This window comes from Caulobacter sp. X (genome assembly GCF_002742635.1).
Lineage (GTDB): Bacteria > Pseudomonadota > Alphaproteobacteria > Caulobacterales > Caulobacteraceae > Caulobacter.
The window spans coordinates 135,045-156,066 of record NZ_PEGF01000001.1 but is presented as its reverse complement, the minus strand read 5'-3'; the positions used below and the strand labels follow the sequence as shown (position 1 = coordinate 156,066).

General features: G+C 67.0%; 15 protein-coding genes. 7 read left to right on the top strand and 8 right to left on the bottom strand.

What is annotated here, in order from left to right; translation table 11 throughout:
* Positions 1-20: 20 nt before the first annotated feature.
* From CSW60_RS00650 to kdpA, 6 genes are all read right to left on the bottom strand, one after another.
* Entirely contained in the window at positions 21-710 is a 690-nt protein-coding gene (locus CSW60_RS00650; RefSeq protein ID WP_099535228.1) for a winged helix-turn-helix domain-containing protein, read from the bottom strand.
* Between the two features lie 7 nt (positions 711-717).
* A complete protein-coding gene (locus CSW60_RS00645; RefSeq protein WP_099535226.1) occupies positions 718-3,396 on the bottom strand; it encodes a sensor histidine kinase KdpD in 2,679 nt (892 codons plus the stop codon).
* Positions 3,396-3,974, bottom strand: coding sequence for a potassium-transporting ATPase subunit KdpC (kdpC, locus tag CSW60_RS00640; protein WP_099535224.1), 579 nt, complete (start codon positions 3,972-3,974; stop codon positions 3,396-3,398). The genes CSW60_RS00645 and kdpC overlap by 1 nt, the downstream gene beginning before the upstream one ends.
* 19 nt (positions 3,975-3,993) lie before the next feature.
* The gene (locus CSW60_RS00635; RefSeq protein WP_099535222.1) at positions 3,994-4,686 is read right to left on the bottom strand and encodes a TorF family putative porin; all 693 of its coding nucleotides are present in this window, start codon (positions 4,684-4,686) and stop codon (positions 3,994-3,996) included.
* Between the two features lie 105 nt (positions 4,687-4,791).
* Positions 4,792-6,852, bottom strand: a complete 2,061-nt coding sequence (kdpB, locus tag CSW60_RS00630; RefSeq protein WP_099535220.1) for a potassium-transporting ATPase subunit KdpB — start codon at positions 6,850-6,852, stop codon at positions 4,792-4,794.
* An 11-nt stretch (positions 6,853-6,863) separates the two neighbouring features.
* On the bottom strand, positions 6,864-8,576 hold the full coding sequence (gene kdpA / locus CSW60_RS00625; protein WP_099535219.1) for a potassium-transporting ATPase subunit KdpA: 1,713 nt from the start codon (positions 8,574-8,576) through the stop codon (positions 6,864-6,866).
* Positions 8,577-9,059: 483 nt separating this feature from the next.
* Here kdpA and CSW60_RS00615 point away from each other — a divergent pair, with 483 nt between their 5' ends.
* The 5 genes from CSW60_RS00615 (at position 9,060) to CSW60_RS00595 (ending at position 17,614) form a co-directional block, all read left to right on the top strand.
* Positions 9,060-11,390, top strand: coding sequence for a TonB-dependent receptor (locus CSW60_RS00615; protein ID WP_099535217.1), 2,331 nt, complete (start codon positions 9,060-9,062; stop codon positions 11,388-11,390).
* Positions 11,391-11,689: 299 nt separating this feature from the next.
* A complete protein-coding gene (locus CSW60_RS00610; RefSeq protein ID WP_099535215.1) occupies positions 11,690-15,079 on the top strand; it encodes a response regulator in 3,390 nt (1,129 codons plus the stop codon).
* Positions 15,080-15,081: 2 nt separating this feature from the next.
* Positions 15,082-15,903: a protein-glutamate O-methyltransferase CheR gene (locus CSW60_RS00605; RefSeq protein ID WP_099535213.1), complete on the top strand. Its 822-nt coding sequence runs from the start codon at positions 15,082-15,084 to the stop codon at positions 15,901-15,903.
* Positions 15,900-16,469, top strand: coding sequence for a chemotaxis protein CheB (locus CSW60_RS00600; RefSeq protein WP_099535211.1), 570 nt, complete (start codon positions 15,900-15,902; stop codon positions 16,467-16,469). The genes CSW60_RS00605 and CSW60_RS00600 overlap by 4 nt, the downstream gene beginning before the upstream one ends.
* Positions 16,466-17,614, top strand: a complete 1,149-nt coding sequence (locus CSW60_RS00595) for a hybrid sensor histidine kinase/response regulator (protein WP_099535209.1) — start codon at positions 16,466-16,468, stop codon at positions 17,612-17,614. Before CSW60_RS00600 ends, CSW60_RS00595 begins: the two co-directional genes overlap by 4 nt.
* A gap of 2 nt (positions 17,615-17,616) precedes the next feature.
* Here the strand turns inward: CSW60_RS00595 and CSW60_RS00590 are convergent, their stop codons facing one another.
* Together CSW60_RS00590 and CSW60_RS00585 are read right to left on the bottom strand one after the other, a co-directional pair.
* Positions 17,617-18,042, bottom strand: a complete 426-nt coding sequence (locus CSW60_RS00590; RefSeq protein WP_099535207.1) for a MarR family winged helix-turn-helix transcriptional regulator — start codon at positions 18,040-18,042, stop codon at positions 17,617-17,619.
* 96 nt (positions 18,043-18,138) lie between these two features.
* Positions 18,139-18,873 carry a GntR family transcriptional regulator gene (locus CSW60_RS00585; RefSeq protein WP_099535205.1) on the bottom strand — a complete coding sequence of 245 codons (735 nt, stop codon included), beginning with the start codon at positions 18,871-18,873 and terminating at the stop codon, positions 18,139-18,141.
* 129 nt (positions 18,874-19,002) lie between these two features.
* Between CSW60_RS00585 and CSW60_RS00580 the strand changes: the two genes are divergently transcribed.
* Positions 19,003-20,073: an aromatic ring-hydroxylating dioxygenase subunit alpha gene (locus CSW60_RS00580; protein ID WP_099535203.1), complete on the top strand. Its 1,071-nt coding sequence runs from the start codon at positions 19,003-19,005 to the stop codon at positions 20,071-20,073.
* Entirely contained in the window at positions 20,070-21,017 is a 948-nt protein-coding gene (locus tag CSW60_RS00575; RefSeq protein ID WP_099535201.1) for a PDR/VanB family oxidoreductase, read from the top strand. The genes CSW60_RS00580 and CSW60_RS00575 overlap by 4 nt, the downstream gene beginning before the upstream one ends.
* The last annotated feature ends 5 nt before the right edge of the window (positions 21,018-21,022 follow it).

Sequence of the window (21,022 nt, the reverse complement as noted above, 5' to 3'; positions counted from 1 at the left end):
CTGGCTGGCCGCGACGCCGTCTATTGCACGAGACGATATCCCACGCCGGGCTCCGTCAGGATCAGCGCTGGCTTGCTGGGATCATCCTCGAGCTTCTGCCGCAGTTGGCCCACGAAAACCCGGAGATACTGGGTGTCCTCGGCGTGGGCCGCCCCCCACACGCTGACCAAGAGCTCCTTGTGGGTCAGCACCTTGCCTAGGGAAATCGCCAGGCGGCTCAAAAGGTCGAACTCCTTGGGCGACAGCTTCACCGGCTCGGCCGCCTTGGTCACGAGACGCCGATCAAGATCGATCACGACATCGCCCAGCGACAGCGGCTCGGTAGGACGCTTGACCGTGGTCGACTGCCTGAGCGCCACGCGCAGTCGCGCCAGCAGCTCACCCACGCCGAAGGGCTTTTCGACATAGTCGTTGGCGCCGCGATCCAGCGCGTCGATCTTCTCGACCTCTCGGTCGCGCGCCGACAGGATCAGGATCGGCCCCTCGTAGAAGGCTCGCGCCTTCTCCAGCACCTCCTTGCCGTCCATGTCGGGCAGACCAAGGTCGAGCACCACGGCGTCCGGCGACCACAAGGCGATGCCGCGTAGACCCTCCTGGCCGCTGTCGGCGCGCAGCGCCTCATAGCCGGCCGCGTCGAGCGCGGGCCCCAGGAAGCGATGGATCTGCGGCTCGTCGTCAATGACGAGAATTCGATGGCGAAGCGCGCTCATGCCGACGTCATAGCAGATGGTGCGGCGTGTCGACGCCCTTCGGCAGGCTGATCAGGATTCGCGTCCCCTTGCCGTCATGAATGGGGCTGGCGGCGGCGATGCGCCCGCCCAGCGCATCGATGAAACCCTTGGCGATCGAAAGGCCCAGGCCGGCGCCCTGACTGCGGTCGCTGGGCTCCTCCATGCGGCGGAACTTGTCGAAGACGCGCTCCAGCTCCGAGGGGGGGATGCCCTTCCCCTCGTCCTCGATGCTGATCACCACGTTTGAACGGTCCTCATAGGCCGCCATCTCGATGCGGGCCTCTGGCGGACTATAAGCGATGGCGTTCTCCAGCACATTGACCACCACCTGCTCCAGCAGGCTGGCGTCGGCCTGGACCAGCGAAAGTTCGCGCGGATAGTCGCGAGTCAGCGGACGTCCGCCCAGGCGGCGAGAGACACGCTCGGCGGCGGCGTTGAGCACGTCGCGCACATCGATCCAGTCGGTGCGAAGCCGCAGGGCGCCGCCCTCGATGCGGGTCATGTCCAGCAGATTGGCGACATAGCGGTTCAGCCGCTCGGCCTCCTCGCGGATGCTGACCACCAAGTCCTCGCGCACGGGCTTGGTCAGCTTGTTGCCGTAGTCGATCAGCGTGGTCGAGGCGCCCAGCACGGTCGAGAGCGGCGTGCGCAGATCGTGACTGACGGAGTTCATCAGGGCCGAACGAAAGTGGTCGGCGCGGCGCAGGGTCTCGGCCTCGACCGCCGCGGACGCCAGCTGTGAGCGCTCCAAGGCAACCGCACCTTGTTCCAAGAGGGCCAGGACTAGACGCTCATGATCCGATCCCGGCGGCGCGGCGCCGGCCTCGACGCCCGCCACGCCGTTTCGCCCTCGCACGCCCTCCATGGGCCAGAAGGTCCAGCGCGTCTGCGGGAGGGTTCCGGTGCCAAAGCCGGCGGGCTCCCCCTTCTCCCAAGCCCAGCGCGCGGCCGCCATCTGCGCCGCGTCGAGCGGCTCTAGACTCGGTGAGCCGAAAGCGGGCGCGATCTCGTCGCCCTGCGGCAACAACACCAGCGCCCGCCCTCCGGCCGCCGCCGAGACCTGCTCGGCCAAAGCGCGGGCCACGGCGTCGCGGCCGGTCGCGGCCGAAAGCGTTCGGCTGGCGGCCAGCAGGGTTGTCACCGCGGCGGCGCGGCGCTGTGAGCCCAGGGCCTGGTCTCGGACACGTCCGGCGAGGCCGCCCGAGGCCAAGGCCACGGCCCAGAAGACAATCAGGGTGATGAAGTCGGTGGGCGAGCCGACCACGAAGCTGTAGCGGGGCTCCAGGAAAAGATAGTTGTAGATCAGAAAGGCGACCGTCGCCGCCGCCAGGGCGGGTCGCAGGCCGTGCAACACCCCGGCCGCGAGCACCGCGGCCAGGAAGATCATGCCCAGATCGACGCGGTCGAAGGTTACGTCCAGACCCCAGGCGGCCAAGGTGGCGGCGGCGACAAACAGCGCGCCGACCGCATAGCCCCGCCAACGCGCCAGACCAAGCGGCCTCGCCGGCTTCCGCTCGCGCTCGTGCGCCGCCTCGGTGACGACGTGGACGGCGACGCCCCGGGCCTCGCGCAGCAGGGCCGTCGCCAGCGAGCGGCCGAGCAGCTCTCGCCAGCGGCTTTCGACCGACTTGCCGATGACGATCTGGGTGACGTTGTGACGGCGCGCGTAGGCCATCACCGTGTCGACGATATCGCCGCCGGTAAGGGCCACCGTGGCGCCGCCCAGCTGTTCGGCCAAGCGGTAGGCCTCGCGCAGCCGCGCGGTGTCGCCGTCCTTCGCCAGCGGTCGGTCGGTCCGCTCGACGTGGGCGACGATCCACGGAGCGTCCATCATCATGTCCGACAGGCGCCGGCCCGCCCGGACCAAGGTTGCGGCCATGGCGTCGCCGCTGACCAGCACCAGGATCCGCTCGCCCGCCGCCCAGGGCCCCTCGACGCCCTTCTCGCGCATGGTGGCGACGAGTTGATCGTCCACCGTCTGGGCGGCCCGGCGCAAGGCCAACTCGCGCAGGGCGGTGAGGTTCTCGACCTTGAAGAAGTTGTCCGCCGCCAGACGCGCCGTCTCGGGAACATAGACCTTGCCGGCCGCCATCCGCTCGCGCAACTCGCCGGGCGTGATGTCGACCAGCTCGATGTCGTCGGCGCGCGAGAGGGCGCTGTCGGGCACGGTTTCGCGCTGGCGCACGCCGGTAATGCGCTGGACCACATCGACCAGGCTCTCCAGGTGCTGAACGTTCAGGGTGGTCCAGACATCGACGCCGGCCGCCAGCAGTTCCTCGACGTCCTGCCAGCGCTTGGGATGACGCGAGCCGATGGCGTTCGAATGGGCGTACTCGTCGACCAGCAGGATCTTGGGCTTGCGCGCCAAGGCCGCGTCGATGTCGAACTCCATCTGGACCCGGCCGCGATGCTCGATCGGCCGACGTGGCAGGACGTCCAGGCCGCGCAACAGGCTTTCGGTCTCGCGCCGGCCGTGGGTCTCGACGACGCCAATTAGGACGTCCGCCCCTTCGGCCTTGCGACGGCGAGCGGCGCGAAGCATCTCGTAGGTCTTGCCCACGCCGGGCGCCATGCCCAGAAACACCTTGAGGCGCCCCCGGCGCGCCTTGTTGGCGGCGGCCAGGAGCGCCTCGGGGTCGGGTCTTTTCGGTTCGTCCGCCGGCACTAGCCGCCTTTCGGATAGCGAGCGTCGAGCGCCCGGTTCAGCGCCAGGACGTTGACGCGCGGCTGGCCGATGAAGCCCAGCAGAGGTTGCTGGATCTGGGCGTCGATCAGCGCCGTCACCTGGCCGAGGGGCACGCCGCGCTCACGCGATACGCGCGGCGCCTGGAAGCGGGCGTTGGCCGGCGAGATGTCCGGGTCCAGGCCCGAGGCCGAGGTCGTCACCGCGTCGGCCGGGATGACCGCGCCCGGATTTTCGGCGCGCAGCGCGGCCGCGTCAGTCTTCTCGCGGTCGATCAGCTTCTCATTCAGCGGCCCCATGTTGGAGCCGCTGGAGGCGCTGGCGTCATAGCCGTTCCCCGCAGCCGAGGGGCGACCGTGGAAGTATTCCGGCTTGGCGAAGGCCTGGCCTATCAGGGCCGCGCCCACGACCTTGCCGTCGGCGTCGCGGACGAGGCTGCCGTTGGCCTGGGCCGGGAACGCCGCCTGGGCGACGCCGGTGACGGCCAGCGGATAGGCCAGCCCCAGCAGCACGGTGAAGAGGCCCATAGAGACCAGGGCGGGGCGAAGATGCGAAAGCATGAATGTCTCCGTGCTCTTCTTAGAACATGGCCTTCAGCGACGCCACGGCGCGCGAGCCATACGTCTTGCCGAAGCCGTGTTCGTCGGTGTCGTGATAGCGAAGGTCCAGCGAAAGCTTGTCTGTCAGGGCGTAGGCCACGCCGACATTCCACGTCGTGTAGTCGCCCGAACCCTCGTAGGCTTGCCGGCCGACGGCGCCCGAGACCGTCCATTTGGCGGCGATCGGATAGCTGCCGTTCAGCTCGTAGTAGACCGCCTCCTTAGCCGCGCCGAAGCTGTCCGGGCTATAGAATACCGCGGCGCCCAGCCCCCCCTTGCCGGCGGGGATCGAGGCGGCGGCCTTGACCTCGACATTGCCATAGTCGGCGCCCTTGGGCGCGCCGACATAGCCGTAGTAGATCACGCCCAGATCCAGCGTGGCCGCGCCCACGGTGGGCTTGTAGCCGGCGTAGAGGTCGACCTCGGCGTCGGTCTTGTCGCCGAAGTCGACATTGGAGGCCCAGGTCCCGGCGTAGAGCTTGCCGGCGCTCAGGTCGGCGCCAGCGAAGACCTGCGGGTCTTCCTGGGTCTGGGAAACGCCGCGGAACACATAGTCCGAAGCGACGCCGAGATTGTAGCTCAGCTTGGGCCCATCTTGCGCCTGCGCGACGCCGGCGGCCAGCGCGAAGGTCGAGGCGGCGGCGAGAACGCGGAAAGCGAACTGCGAAGTCATTGGATCGTTTCTTTCAAAGGAAGAGTTTGGCGGACCAGGCCGTCAGAAAGATGATCCCAATCGCCAGGGCGCCGAACACGAAGTCCCTGGCGATTGGGCCGAGCATCAGGCCAGACCCAGGGCCGAGACCACGAGGTCGATCAGCTTGATGCCGACGAAGGGCGCGATCAGGCCGCCCAGCCCGTAGAGGGTCAGGTTGCGCGACAGCAGCTTGCCGGCGCTGACGGCGCGGTACTTCACGCCCTTCAGGGCCAGCGGGATCAGGGCGACGATCACCAGGGCGTTGAAGATCACCGCCGACAGGATGGCGCTCTGCGGGCTGTGCAGCTTCATCACGTTCAGCGCGCCGAGCGCCGGCAGCGAGACCACGAACATCGCCGGTATGATGGCGAAGTACTTGGCGACGTCGTTGGCGATCGAGAAGGTCGTCAGGGCGCCGCGGGTGATCAGCATCTGCTTGCCGACCTCGACGATCTCGATGACCTTGGTCGGGTCGCTGTCGAGATCGACCATGTTGCCCGCCTCGCGCGCCGCCTGAGCCCCAGTCTGCATGGCGACGCCGACGTCGGCCTGGGCCAGGGCGGGGGCGTCGTTAGCGCCGTCGCCGCACATGGCGACCAAGCGCCCCTTGCCCTGCTCTTCCCGGATCAGCCGCAGCTTGTCCTCGGGCGTGGCCTCGGCGAGGAAGTCGTCGACGCCGGCTTCCGAGGCGATGGCGGCCGCGGTCACCGGGTTGTCGCCGGTGATCATCACCGTGCGCAGGCCCATGCGGCGCAGGTCGGCGAAGCGCTCCTTCACGCCCGGCTTCACGACGTCCTTCAGGTGGATGACGCCGACCAGGACGCCATCCTCGCTGACCGCCAGGGGCGTGCCGCCCGAGCGGGCGATACGGTCGATGGCTGCGGTCAGCTCGGGCGGGATGCTTTTCGGCTCCAGCGCCAGCGAGCGGTAGACGGCGTCGACCGCGCCCTTGCGCCAGCTACGGCCTCCGTGATCCAGGCCCGACTGGCGGGTCTGGGCGGTGAAGGGGATCGAGGTCGCGCCTTCGGGCGGCTCGACGGTCAGGCCCGCGTTGCGGGCCAGCTCGACGATCGAGCGACCTTCCGGCGTCTCGTCGGCCAGGGAGGCCATCAGGGCCGCCTTCATCGCCGCGTCCGGACGCACGCCCGGCGCGGGGATCACCTCGGTGGCCATGCGGTTGCCGAAGGTGATGGTGCCGGTCTTGTCCAGCAGCAGAGTGTCGACGTCGCCGGCCGCCTCGACGGCGCGACCCGAGGTCGCCAGCACATTGACCTTCAGCAGGCGGTCCATGCCGGCGATGCCGACGGCGCTCAGCAGGCCGCCGATGGTGGTCGGGATCAGGGTGATGAACAGCGCGCCCAGAACCAGCGGATCCAGGGCCACGCCCGAGAACTTGCCCAGGCCCAGCAGGGTCACGACCGCGATCAGGAAGATCAGGGTCAGGCCCGCCAGCAGAACGGCCAGGGCGATCTCGTTCGGCGTCTTGCGGCGGTCGGCGCCCTCGACCATGGCGATCATGCGGTCCAGGAAGGTCGAGCCCGCCTCGGCCGTGACCCGCACCTTGATCCAGTCGGAGACGACCGTGGTGCCGCCGGTGACGGCCGAGCGGTCGCCGCCGCTTTCGCGGATCACGGGCGCGCTCTCGCCGGTGATGGCGGCCTCGTTGACGCTGGCCATGCCTTCGATGATCTCGCCGTCGGTCGGGATCACGTCGCCCGCCTCGACCAGGATCACCTCGCCCATGCCCAGCTTGTGCGCCGGGGTCGGAATCCAGGTCCCGGCCTTGGGGTCGATGATCAGCTTAGCCTTAGTCGTGACGCGGGTGGCGCGCAGGCTGTCGGCGGCCGCCTTGCCGCGGCCCTCGGCGACACTTTCGGCGAGGTTGGCGAACAGCACCGTGGCCCACAGCCAGATCGCGATCTGGATGGCGAAGCCCGCCGCCTGGTGGGTCGCCACCGCCGCGACCGCCGAGACGGTCGACAGCAGAGCCACCAGCCAGGTCGCGAAGATCACCGGATTGCCGGTCAGCTTGCGCGGATCGAGCTTGAGGAAGGCGTCCTTGGCCGCGCGGGCCAGGACCGGCCCGGAGAGGCCGCCCCCCAGGGCGCGTCGGCCCTGGTCGGCATGGATATCTACGGATGTCATGGGATCACCACTCAGCGGAGAGCCGCGACCGCGCCAAGCGCTTGGAAGTGCTCGACGATCGGTCCCAGCGCCATCGCGGGGAAGAATTGCAGGCCGCCCAGGATCAGGATCACCCCGATCAGGAGGCCGATGAAGAGACCGCCATCGGTCGGCAGGGTGCCAGCGGTGGGGGCGAGCTTGGGCTTGGTCACCAGGCTGCCGGCGATAGCCAGGACGGCGACGATCGGCAGGAAGCGGCCCAGGGCCATGGCGATCCCCAGCGTCACGTTCCACCAGGGCGCGTTGGCGGTCAGGCCCGCGAAGGCCGAGCCGTTATTGGCCGTGCCCGAGACATAGGCGTAGAGGATCTCCGACAGGCCGTGCGGTCCGCTGTGCATCAGACCCTTCAGCGCCTCGGGCAGGACGGCGGCGACACCGGAGAAGCCCAGCATCGACAGCGGAATGATCACCACCGCCAGGATCGAGAACTGGATCTCGCGCGCCTCGACCTTCTTGCCGAGGTACTCGGGCGTGCGGCCGACCATCAGGCCGGCCACGAAGACCGACAACAGGGCCATGACGACCATGATGGCGAGGCCCGAGCCGATGCCGCCGGGCAGGATCTCGCCCAGTTGCATCAGGAACATCGCGATCCCGCCGCCCAGAGGCATCAGGCTGGAGTGCATGCCGTTGACCGAGCCGTTGGAGGCGCCGGTGGTCATGGCGGCCCAGGCGGCCGTGGCCGGCGCGCCAAAGCGGACCTCCTTGCCCTCCATGTTCACCGACGTGTCGACCTTGGCGGCGACCTGGGCCGGCGGGTTTTGGGTCTCGGTGGCGTAAATGCCCGCCGCCCCGGCGAACAGCAGCACGAAGGCGGCGATCACGAGCGCGCGCACATCCTTCTTGGCCAGCACCATCCGGCCAAAGGCGAAGAAGGCCGCCCAGCCCAGGGTGTCGATCGAGACTGCCGTGATCAGGTTGGTCAGCGGCGTCGGGTTCTCGAACGGATGGGCCGAGTTGACGTTGAAGATCCCGCCGCCGTTGATGCCTAGCATCTTGATCGCCTCCTGCGAGGCGACGGCGTAGAGCGAGATTTTCTGGTCAGCGCCCTCCAGCGTATGGGCGGTGACGCCGGCGGCCAGGGTCTGGGGCAGGCCCAGCGCCACGAGAACCACCGCGACCACGAAGGACAGCGGCAGCAGCAGGTAGAGCGTCGTGCGGATCAGGTCGGCCCAGAAGTTGCCGACGCCCTCGCCGCGATTGGCGATGAACGCCCGCGCCAGCGCCGCGGCGACGGTCGCGCCGGTGGCGGCCGACACGAAGTTCTGCACGGTCAGCACCAGCATCTGGCTGAGCGTCGACATCGTGCTTTCGCCCGCATAGCTCTGCCAGTTGGTGTTGGTGACGAAACTCATCGCCGTGTTGAACGACAGGTGCCCCGAAAGCCCGGGGAAGCCTTGCGGGTTCAGCGGCAGAACGCCCTGCAGGCGCAGCACCGCGTAGACGAAGACGAAGCCCACCAGGTTGAAGGCCAGCAGGGCCAAGGCGTAGGCGTGCCAGCTTTGGCTCTTGGTCGGATCGACGCCGCAAGCCTTATAGAAGAGCGTCTCGACCGGTCGCATCACGGGATCGAGGAAGGTTCGCTCACCCTTCCAGACGCGCGACAGAAAAACGCCTAGCGGCCAGCCGATCGCGACCGCCAGGCTGAGGGTCAGGGCGATCTCCGCCCATCCTTGCCATGTCATGGAATAGGTCCGTCAGAACTTGTCGGGCCGCAGCATCGCCGCGACCATGTAGCCGGCGACGACGATCGCGCCGGCGCCCCAGAGGATGTTCACGAGCATCGTCAGACGCGCCTCAACGCGGCGACGAACGCGCCGAACAGGACGAACAGGCCAACGGCCAGCGCCCCATAGAAAAGATCAGCCATCAAGGCCTCCTTTGGTGTCGGAGGCCAGGGACCACGAAGCCGCGTAAAGGCGCGATGCGGAAGGCGATGCCGCGCATAAGGATTGTATAAAGGCGGCCCAGACACACGGGTCTTCCGCCTAAACGAGATCCTCCGCCAGGAGGCTGGCCCTCGTCCGACGACCTCAGGAAGCGCCTGCCGTAGAAATCCCGGCCGCGCTTTGAAGCCTTCTGGTTTGCGCCTCTCGAAAAAACCCATCAGATAAATAGGATTTCGGGACTCAGATGAGGCGCAAGCCCGCGTGTCCCACGGGGGCACGATGACCAAGAGCAAAACCACCCATTCAAAGGCCCGGCTCCTTGCTGGAGCCAGCGTTCTGGCCTGCGCCGTGATCGCCGGCGTCGCCCAAGCCCGCGAGGTCGACCTTCCGGGCGCCGCGGAAGCCGAGTCCGGTCAAGCGGTGGATCAGATCACCATCACGGCGCGACGCCGGGAAGAAAAGCTGCAGGACGTTCCGATCACGGTCTCAGCCGTTTCCGGCCAAGTGCTCAAGACCGAACGCCTGGACCGGGTGGCCGACTACGCCGCCAAGATCGCCAATTTCGGGGCCCTTCAGCAGAACGCGCGCGTCTCCACGCTGACCGTTCGGGGCCTAGGCGGGAACGCCAACAGCGACGGCTCGGAAGCTGGCGTCGGCTTGATCGTCGATGGCGTCTTCTTCACCCACCCGGGATTTTCTTGGCTCGACTTCGTCGACCTCGACCACATCGAGCTGGCCCGCGGCCCGCAAGGCACCCTGCTGGGCAAGAACACGACCCTCGGCGCGTTGATCGTGACGACCAAGGCCCCGTCCTATCGCCCCGACGCCACGCTCAGCACGACGTTTTCAAGCCGCGACCACTACCAGGTCCGCATGAACATCTCGGGACCGATCGTCGCCGACAAGGTGGCGGGACGACTGACGCTCTATGGCGACACGGGCGGGGGCTGGATCAGCAACAAGATCGACGGCAAGGACTATCTGGATAACCGGCGCTGGGCGGTTCGCGGACAGCTGCAGTTCGATCCCAATCCGTCCTTCACCGACCGGCTGATCGTCGAACACTACGACACCGACGAGTACAACAACTACTACCCGCCGGTGGGCGATCCCCTCACCTACGTCAACGGGACCGTCCGGAACGGCTGGGCGCGGAAGCTGAAGACCGGGTTCGGCTACGCCGCGTCCTATGACGTCAATGACGCCAATCTGGACACCCAGGCGCGCCTGATCTCCAAGACCGACGGTGTGTCGAACATCGCCGACTTCAAGCTTGGGGCCAATACGCTGACCTCAATCAGCGCCTGGCGCAGGCTCTACTATCGCCCCAGCAACGACAGTGATTACACGCCCTACCCGATCTTCCGGGCGGGCTATGATGTCGATGTCGACCAGTTCTCACAGGAGTTGAGGCTGGCCTCGCCGACCGGCGACAGGATCGATTGGCAGACAGGGATCTATCTGCTGCGGCAGCAGGTGCGCAGCAACTACCGCGTCGAGCTGTTGTCCAAAGCCTCGGCCTTCTTCCTGGCCCCGACGCTACCGGCCGCCATCCTGGACGGCGTCGAGGGCGACCAGATCGGCGCGGCCGACACCACCAGCGCGGCGGTGTTCGGCCAGGCCGCCTGGCATGTGAGCGAGCGGGCCACGGTGACCGCCGGCCTGAGATACACTCACGAATCCCGCGAGGCCTCGAACCGGGTCTTTTCGTTTGGCGGCGCGGCCCTGCCGGCCGCTCTCGCCCCGTATCGCGCGGCGGTGACGGGCTCGGCCTATACGGTGAGCGGCAAGAAGAATGACGGCTCGATCTCCTGGTTGATCAATCCGTCGTACAGGATCAGCGACAACGTCCTGGCCTATGCCAGCGCCAGCTATGGCGAAAAGTCCGGCGCGGCCAATCTGGGCGCCAAGGTCGGCGACACCATTATCATCGGGCCTGAAAAATCGACCGACTACGAGCTGGGGATCAAGACTACCCTGGCCGGCGGCCGGGCCACGCTGAACGCCAATCTCTACAACAACACGATCGACGGCTATCAGGCCACGCTGAGCGATCCGACCAGCACCCGCACCTACTTGGCGAACGTCGGCAAGGTCCGTCTGAGAGGCGTCGAGATGGAAGGCGCCGCCCAAGTCTCCGACCACCTGAACCTGTCGTTCAGCACCGCCTGGGGCGAGGCGATCTATCTCTCCTACAGAAACGCGCCGCCGCCGGTCGAATATGGCTATGTCGGCGCGCCCCTCTCCGTGGACCTTTCGGGCAAGTCGGCGCCGTTCGCCCCCAATTGGACCGGCAACCTCAGCGCACGCTGGGAACAGCCTCTGGGCGGCGGTCTATCTTTCTTCGCCTATGCCAACGAAATGTGGCGAAGCCGCGCCAACCTGAATCCGCTCTCGTCCTATGGCCGGCAAGACGGCTACGTTCTGACCAACGCCGGGATTGGGCTGCGCGGGCGGGGCGAGCGCTGGTCGGTGACGCTGTGGTCCAAAAACCTCTTCGACAAGCGGTACGCCGTCGCCTTCGCCGCCGCCACGACCATCACGCCCTACACCGCCATCCTCGGAGATCCCCGCACGGTGGGCATAACCCTCACGGCCAAGCCCTTCTAGGCAAGGGTCGCTAGGCCTTCGCGAGGTGCGGACAAGAAACAGGCGCGCCCAGGGAACCTTTGCCATTCGATGGCGTTTGGGACCCTACGCGCCGCAGTGCGCACGGGGGCGTGGTGTTCGTTTTGGCGACAGTGTTTGACGTCGGGAGTCGCGGGCGGAGCGCGCGCTCATTGGCGCGCGAAACACTGTCTCCACGCCAAAACGCCCCAACCATTCATCGCCTAGCGTTCTAGCGTTTCGCCTTCGGGACTGACATGTCGACCACAAGCTCATCGCGTTCGTCCTTGCCCTGGTCCCGCATGGAGGTCTGGGCGACCTTGGGCCTGACCCTGGTGCTGCTCTTTTTCGTGGGCAGCGGTCTCGTCGCCTATCGCAACGTCGAGATGCTGCGGAGCAATAGCCAAAAGATTTGGCACTCCCACGACGTGCTGATGGCGATCGATGATCTGCTCTCCACCGTGCAAGACACCGAGACGGGACAGCGGGGCTATCTGCTGACCGGCAACGACCGCTATCTCGAGCCCTATCAAGCCGCTGTCTCAGCGGTCGCCTCACGATCCGAAGCGGTCGAAAGCCTCACGCGGGACAATCCCACCCAGCAGGCCAATCTGAAGGTCCTGAAGCGCCAGATCGCGGCCAAGCTCGGCGAGTTGGACGAGACAATCACTCTGCGCCGAACCGTCAACGCTCAAGCCGCTCTGGCCGTGGTCAACACCGATCGCGGCAAGGCCGAGATGGACGCGATCCGCCGCCAGGTCGGCGTCATGCGGCAGGAGGAGAGCCGACTGCGCGCCTTGCGCCTGACGACCATGGGCGCGGCGTACAACACAGCGCTGCTCAGCGGGGTGCTAGCGAGCGTGCTTGGCGGAGCGCTGACCCTGGCGGTGTTCTACCTGATCCGCCGCGCCGCCCGCGCTCAGGCGCGCGAGGAATGGCTGCAAGCCGGCCAGGTGGGTCTTGGGTCAGCCATGATGGGCGACCTCTCTGTCGAGATGCTGGCCGACAACATCCTGGCCTTCCTGTCGCAATATCTGGGCTTCCAGGCCGGCGCGCTGTTCAAGGGCCACGGTGGTCACTTCTATCGCGCCGCCAGCCTGGGCATTCCCGCCGACGCCCAGACTCCGGAGCGCTTCAACCTCAAGGAAGGCCTGCTGGGCAAGGTCGCCGCGGAAGGCCAGGCGACGATCGTTCGCGACGTGCCGGACGGCTACATCACCATCGGCTCCGCCCTGGGCCAGGACAAGCCCCGGCACCTGGTCATCGTGCCGGTGAAGGCCGACGGCGTGGTCAACGCCGTGATCGAGCTGGGTTTCCTGCATCCGGTCGACGATCGGGTCGTTGAGCTGCTGAACCAGGCCTCGGGCGCGATCGGCGTCGGACTGCGCTCGGCCCGCTACCGCGCCGAGCTGCAGGACACGCTGGAAGAGACACAACGCCAGTCGGAAGAACTGCAGGTTCAGAGCGAGGAACTGCGCGTCTCCAACGAGGAGCTTGAGGAACAGGGCCGCGCCCTGAAGGAATCCCAGACTCGTCTGGAGCAGCAGCAGGCCGAGCTGGAGCAGACCAACAGCCAGCTGGAGGAACAGGCCCAGATGCTGGAGACCCAGCGCGACGAGCTGGAGCGAACCAGCGCGGCCGTGGCGCTGAAGGCGCGCGAGCTGGAGCAGGCCAGCCAGTACAAGTCCGACTTCCTGGCTAACATGTCCCACGAGCTGCGCACGCCGCTCAACTCGCTGCTGATCCTGTCCAAGCTGCTCAGCGACAATCCGAACGGCAACCTGTCGGCTGAACAGGTCAAGTTCGCCCAAACCATCGAGTCTTCGGGCGCCGACCTGCTCAACCTGATCAACGACATCCTCGATCTGTCGAAGATCGAGGCCGGCCACGTCGAGGTGCGTCCAGAGACCGTCTCGCTGCAACGGCTGACGGGGGACTTGCGCCAGCTATTCAATCCCGTCGCCGACAACCGAGGCCTCGACTTCGCCATCGAGGTGGCCGACGACGCGCCCAAGGTGATCGAGACCGATCGCCAGCGGTTGGAGCAGGTGCTGAAGAACCTCCTCTCCAACGCCTTCAAGTTCACCGAGAAGGGCGGCGTGCGTCTGAAGATCGCTCCGGCGGGCGACGAGCACATCGCCTTCTCGGTCAAGGACACCGGCATCGGCGTTTCCCGAGAGCAGCAAGAAGCCATCTTCGAAGCGTTCCGCCAGGCGGACGGCACCATCAGCCGCAAGTACGGCGGCACCGGCCTTGGCCTCTCGATCAGTCGCCAGCTTTCGCGCCTTCTGGGCGGATCCATCAGCCTGGAAAGCAAGCCCGGCGAAGGCAGCACCTTCACCGTCACCATCCCCCTCGCCTACGATCCGACCCGGGTTGCGCCGCGCGAACCGCCGCGACTGCCGGCGGAGGCGTCGCTCGCGGGCCCCGCGCCTCGGATCCGCGCGAAGAAAAGCGCGCCGCCCAAAGCCGTCGAGGACGACCGCGACAACGCTCACGGCGCGCGTCGCGTGCTGCTGGTCGTCGAGGACGACGACACCTTCGCCGGCATCGTCCGCGACCTGTCGCGCGAGCAGGGCTTCCAGTGCCTGGTGGCGGGCACGGCCGAGGAGGCCGTCAAGCTCGCCCGCGAATTCAAGCCCAGCGCGGTCGTGCTGGACGTGGGCCTGCCCGATGAATCCGGCCTGCTCGTCCTGGACCGCCTGAAGCGCGACGACGCCACGCGGCACATCCCGATCCACGTGATCTCGGCCGAGGACCACAGCCAGACGGCGCTGTCGCTGGGCGCGATCGGCTATCTGGTCAAACCGGTCAAACGGGACGATCTGGCCGAGGTGCTGAAGACCCTCGAGGCCAAGCTGGCCAGCACGGTGCGTCGCGTGCTGATCGTGGAGGACGACCGCGTCCAGCGCGAGGCGGTCGGCAAGCTCCTGACCTCCGCCGATGTCGAGACGGTCGGCGTCGGCACGGCGGCCGAATGCCTGGAGGCGCTCAAGCGCGAGACCTTCGACTGCATGGTGCTGGATCTCTCGCTGCCGGACGCTTCGGGCTATTCGCTGCTGGAGACGCTCAGCCAGGACGGCGACCACGCCTTCCCGCCGGTCATCGTCTATACGGGCCACGACCTGTCGCCCGACGACGAGCAGCGCCTGCGCCGCTATTCCAGCTCGATCATCATCAAGGGAGCCAAGTCGCCCGAGCGCCTGCTGGACGAGGTCTCGCTGTTCCTGCACCAGGTGGTCGCGGCGCTGCCGCCCGAGCAGCAGAAGATGATCCAGAAGGCGCGCAACCGCGACGCGGTGCTGGAAGGCCGCCGGATCCTGGTGGTCGAGGACGACATCCGCAATGTCTACTCCCTGACCAACGTGCTGGAGCCCCGCGGGGCGGTCGTCGAGATCGCGCGCAACGGCCAGGAGGCGATCGACGCGCTTGGCCGCGCGGCCCAGGATCCGAGCAAGGAGATCGATCTCGTCCTCATGGACGTCATGATGCCGGTCATGGACGGCCTGACCGCGACCCGGACGATCCGCGACGATCCTCGTTGGTCGAAACTGCCGATCCTGATGCTGACGGCCAAGGCCATGCCCGACGACCAAGCTCGCTGCATCGAGGCCGGCGCGAACGACTACATGGCCAAGCCGATCGACGTCGACAAGCTGCTGTCGCTGGTCCGCGTCTGGATGCCGAGGTAGGCGTGTCGGATATCGAAGACCTTGAAATCCAGCTGCTGCTGGAGGCGCTGTACCAGCGCTATCACTACGACTTCCGCCATTACGCGCGCGCCTCGATCAAGCGCCGCCTGACCCAGGCGCGCAGCCAACTGGGCTTCTCGTCAGTGTCGGCGATGCAGGATCGCGTGCTGCACGATCCGTCCATGCTTCCGCGCCTGCTCGGCTTTCTCACCGTCCAGGTGAGCGAGATGTTCCGCGACCCGTCCTACTTCCGCGCCCTGCGCGAAAAGGTCGTGCCACACCTGCGCACCTATCCCTCCCTCAAGGTCTGGATCGCCGGCTGCAGCAGCGGCGAGGAGGTCTATTCGCTGGCCATCCTGTTCCGCGAGGAAGGTCTCTACGACCGGACGATCTTCTACGCGACAGACATCAATCCCGAGGCGCTGGCCGCCGCCGAGGCCGGGGTCTACGACCTGGACCGCATCCGCAAGTTCACCGAGAACCACCAGAAGTCCGGCGGCAAGTCCTCGCTGTCCGACTACTATACCGCCGCCTACGGCCGCGCGGCGTTCGACAAGTCGCTGCGCAACCGGGTGGTCTTCTCCGACCACAGCCTGGTGACCGACGCGGTGTTCGCCGAAATGCACCTGATCTCCTGCCGCAACGTGATGATCTATTTCGATCGTCCGCTGCAGGATCGCGCGATCGGCCTCTTCCGCGAGTCCCTGACGCGCAAGGGCTTTCTAGGTCTGGGCTCCAAGGAGAGCCTCCGGTTCTCGGCGCACGCCGCGGCGTTCTCGGAGTTCGCCGCCGCCGAGAAGATCTACCAGAGGCGCGAGTCATGAGCGGCGTCCGCCTTATCGTGATTGGCGCGTCCGCCGGCGCCGTGCAGGCGCTTTTGGCCTTGCTTCCCGCCCTGCCCCCAGGCTTCGCGCTGCCGGTGCTGGTGGTGGTCCATGTGCCGCCGGACCGCGACAACGTCCTGGTGCCCCTGCTGCAAGCCAAGTGCCGCCTGACCGTCAAGGAGGCCGAAGACAAGGAACCGCTGGCCGGCGGCGTGATCTATTTCGCGCCTTCCGACTACCACCTGCTGGTGGAAAACGATGGGACCCTGGCGCTCTCGACCGACGAACCGGTCAACTACTCCCGCCCCTCGATCGACGTATTGTTCGAGAGCGCGGCCGACGCCTATGGCGAGCGCCTTGTCGGCGTCATCCTGACCGGCGCGAACCATGATGGCGCGGCCGGTCTCCGGGCGGTTTTGGAGGCCGGGGGCAGAGCCATTGTGCAAGACCGCGCCGAGGCCTACGCCACGGCCATGCCCGACGCCGCCCTGGAGGCCTGCCCGACCGCCTCCACCATGACCCTCGACGCGATCGCGTCCTACCTGTCGAGTTTGGGGACCGCATGACCACAGCGGACAAGCCGATCAACTTCCTCCTGGTCGACGACCTGGAAGAGAACCTCCTGGCTCTCGAGGCGCTGCTGCAGCGCGATGGCCTGACGTGCCTCAAGGCCCGGTCCGGCGAAGAGGCCCTGGAGCTTCTTCTGGAGCATGAGGTCGCCCTGGCGCTGCTGGACGTGCAGATGCCCGGCATGGACGGCTTCGAGCTGGCCGAATTCATGCGCGGCAGCGAGCGCGCCAAGCATATCCCGATCATCTTCGTCACCGCCGGCGCGGCCAGCAATCAGCGACGCTTCCGAGGCTACGAAGCGGGCGCGGTCGACTTCATCCAGAAGCCGATCGAGGCGCACATCCTGCGCAGCAAGGCCAATGTCTTCTTCGACCTCTACGAGCAGCGGCGGCAGCTAGAAGCTCAGCGCGACGAGCTCGAAGCCGCGGCCCAGGCCCTGCGCCGCGCCGACCGCCACAAGGACAACTTCCTGGCCGTCCTGGCTCACGAGTTGCGCAACCCCGTCGCGGCCCTCGGCGGCGGCCTGCACCTGCTGAACAAGGACATCCCGCCCGAACGCGCGGCGGATATCCGCATGCGCATGGAGCGCTTGCTGGAACACCTGACCCATCTGGTCGACGATCTGCTGGACGTCTCACGCGTCAGCCAGGGCAAGATCGTGTTGAAGACCGCGCGAGTGGAACTGGGCGAGGTCCTGCAGTCAGCGATCGACGCCAGCCAGCACACCATCGAGGCTGGCGGCCACAGCTTCGTCACGGATCTTCCGGACACGCCGATCTGGCTGGACGGCGATCATACCCGGCTGGCCCAGATCGTCTCGAACCTGCTGAACAACGCGGCCAAATATACGCCGAGCGGCGGCACTGTTTCCCTGACCGCAAGGGCCGCCGATGGATGGGCCTCCATCACGGTGTCCGACACGGGGGTCGGGATCCCGACCGAGATGCAGTCGAAGATTTTCGAGATCTTCGCCCAGGTGGAGGATCACCTGGGCAAGGCGCAGGGCGGTCTCGGGATCGGCCTCGCCCTGGTCAAGCAGCTCGTCAACCTGCACGGCGGCGTCATCACCGTGGACAGCGCCGGAGAGAACCGCGGCAGCGCCTTCACCGTGCGGCTACCGGTGACGGAACCCGCGGCCTAGAGCTAGCGCAGCTTCGCCAGCAGCAGGCTGAGCTGTTCACGCTCCTTGTCGGTGAGCACCGCGAAGGCCTCCTGGTCGTGGATAGCCGTTTCCTGTTCGATACGGGCCCGCAACGCCTCGCCCGCAGAGGTCAGATGTAGGGCGTTGGTGCGTCGATCGCGTCCGGGGCGGCGCTCGATGGCGCCCAACGCTTCCATCTCATCCACGGCCTTGACGGTGCTGGCGCGATTGACGCCCAACGCTCGCCCAAGCGTGGTCTGATCACACCCCGGGTGGAGACCGATATAGACGATCGCTGTGGCTCGAGCCGGCGTAACACCCAACGGAGCCAGGCGAGCGCTCAGGCCGGTCATCGCACGCACATCGGCATAATGCAGCTGCAGCCCCAGGCGGTTTCCCAGGACGCCGAAGGCGGCGATCTCTTCCATATCAGCAAATCCCAAAAAATTCGTACGCCGAGGAAACTGTATTCGAATGCCTCTAAAGCGGTTCCGAGGAGAGTTCTAGCCCTCGTTCGCCCAGATTCAGTCCGCGCGGATGGTGGGCGCGGCACCAACTGGGGATCCGGCCGCCATGGCCGCCTCGAAGACTTTCGCGTTACGGACGGCGGCCAGGGCGTGATCACGCATGATCTGCTCAGCCGCCAGGAAATCGCCGCGCGTGACCGCGTCCAGCACGGCCTTGTGTTGGCGGTGGGCGGCCAGGAGATGGTCGTACTCGCCCGCGAGATCCGTCAGGTCCAACGCCAGCGCTCCGGCCCCGGCGAAAGGCTCGAAGTTGTTGCGGGCCAGCGCGATCTCCACGGCGGCGTTGCCCGCGGCGGCCACTAAGGTGTCGTGAAAAGCCAGATTGTAGCTGGCGTATCGATCGAGGTCCTCGGACTTCAGCCGTCCCTTGGCGAACAGGTCGTCGCCCTCCTTGATCAAGGTGCTCAGACGTTCATGGATCTCCGGCGCAAGACCCTTTTCGGCCAGGCGCCGGACGGCGAAGCCTTCCAGGACGCCGCGCACCTCAATGGCGTCGCGGATCTGGCCGATCGAGACGCCCCGGGCCGCGTAGCCGCGGGCGCCGAGCCTGACGACGAGACCTTCCTGCTCCAAGCTGCGCAAGGCGGTCCGCACGGGCATCCGCGACACGCCCAGCGCCGCGGCCGTGGGGATCTCGGCGATACGTTCGCCGCTCTTGATCTCGCCCGAGGCGATCATCTTGCGAAGGGCCATCAGCACCCGCTGGCCCGGCTTCATCCTCGGCGTCTCCATGGCCGAATCCTAGCCGACGGGCCGAGCGCCTAACAAGCTCAAGATTGGATCCAATCTTGACGCAGGCCGCCTTAGCCGTGACAATTGGATCCAATTGGCGAAGACCAAAGACCGCGTGAGGAAACGAAGATGGGCACTGAACTGGCGACTTCCCTCCCCCCCTGGCCGCTCGACGCCTGGTATGTCGCGTGCACGCCGAACGAGATCGCCGATAAACCGCTGGGTCGGCGCATCTGCGGCCAGTCCATCGTTTTCCATCGCGGCAAGGACGGTCAGGCGGTCGCCTTGGAGGACTTCTGCCCGCACCGCGGCGCGCCGCTGTCGCTAGGCTTCGTTCGGGATGGCGAGCTAGTCTGCGGCTATCATGGCCTGGCCATGGGCTGCGACGGTCGCGCGTCCTCCATGCCGGGCCAGAGGGTCGGCGGCTTCCCCGCCATCCGCGCCTATCCGGTGCTAGAACGCTACGGCTTCATCTGGGTGTGGCCAGGCGATCCGGCCCAGGCCGATCCCGCCAAGCTGCATCCGCTGTTCTGGGCGGAGAGCCCGGACTGGGCCTATGGCGGCGGGCTCTATCACATCGCCTGCGACTATCGGCTGATGGTCGACAACCTGATGGACCTGACTCACGAGACCTATGTCCACGCCACCAGCATCGGCCAGAAGGAGATCGACGAGGCGCCGGTGACGACCAAGCTCGAGGGGGACGAGGTTGTGACCAGCCGGTTCATGGACGGGATCCATGCCCCGCCCTTCTGGCGCATGGCGCTGAAGGGCGCCGGCTTGCCGGAGGACGCCCTGGTCGACCGTTGGCAGATCTGCCGCTTCTCGCTGCCCAGCCACGTGATGATCGAGGTCGGCGTCGCCCTGGCCGGAAACGGCGGCTACCACGCGCCAGCGGACAAGAAGGTCTCCAGCGTCGTCGTCGACTTCATCACGCCCGAGACCGAGACCTCGCACCACTACTTCTGGGGCATGGCCCGCAGCTTCGCGGTTCAGGACGCGGCCCTCACCGACACGATCCGCGAGGGCCAAGGCAAGATCTTTGGCGAAGACCTAGAGATGCTGGAACGTCAACAGAAGAACCTGCTGGCCTGGCCCGACCGCAAGCTTCTGAAGCTGAACATCGACGCCGGCGGGGTGCGCTCGCGCATGGCGATCGACAAGGCCATCGCGCAAGAAGCCGCGGCGCGCGTCGGATGATCAAGGTTCGCGTCGCGTCTCGCGCCACCGTGGCGGACGATATTGTCGGCCTGGATCTCGTCCACGCCGACGGCGGCGACCTGCCGCCGTTCAGCGCTGGAGCCCACGTCGATCTCTTCCTCGGCAATGGCCTGACCCGCCAGTACTCCCTGTGCAACGACCCGGCTGACCTGGGCCGCTATCGGATCGCCGTCTTGCGCGAGCCGACGTCGCGGGGCGGCTCGGCCTTCGTGCACGACGCCCTGCTCAAGGGCGCGACGCTCACGATCAGTCCGCCGCGCAACCTCTTCGCCTTGGATGAGGCCGGGCGCGAGCATTTGCTGTTCGCCGGCGGCGTCGGGGTGACGCCGATCCTCGCCATGGCGCATCGGCTTCATGCGCTGGGAGCGCCGTTTACGCTCTACTATTGCGCCCGCTCGCGGTCTCGCGCGGCGTTCCTCGAGGAGCTGGCGAACGCGCCGTTCGCGTCGTCGGTTCGCCTGGCCTTCGACGACGAGCCGGACACCCGCCTCGACCTCGACCAGATCCTCGCTGCGCCGACGCCGGGGCGTCGGATCTATGTCTGTGGCCCCACGGGCTTCATGAGCTTCGTGACCGAAGGCGCGGCGGCGCGCGGATGGACGCCGGCTCAGGTTCGCAAGGAGCATTTCGCAGCCCAGGTCTCTTCGAGCGAAAACCGTCCCTTCGAACTGGTCCTCGCCAGCAGCGGCCAGGTCGTGCCGGTGGCCGCCAACCAGACCGCGGCGGAGGCTCTGGAAGCCGCCGGCGTGTTCGTGCCGCTGTCCTGCGAACAGGGCGTTTGCGGGACCTGCCTAACGCGGGTCGTCGAGGGCGAGATCGACCATCGCGACGCCTTCCAGACCGATGACGAGAAGGCCGCGGGCGATCACTTCACGCCCTGCTGCTCGCGCGCCCTCGGCCCCCGCCTCGTGATCGACCTCTAGGCCGA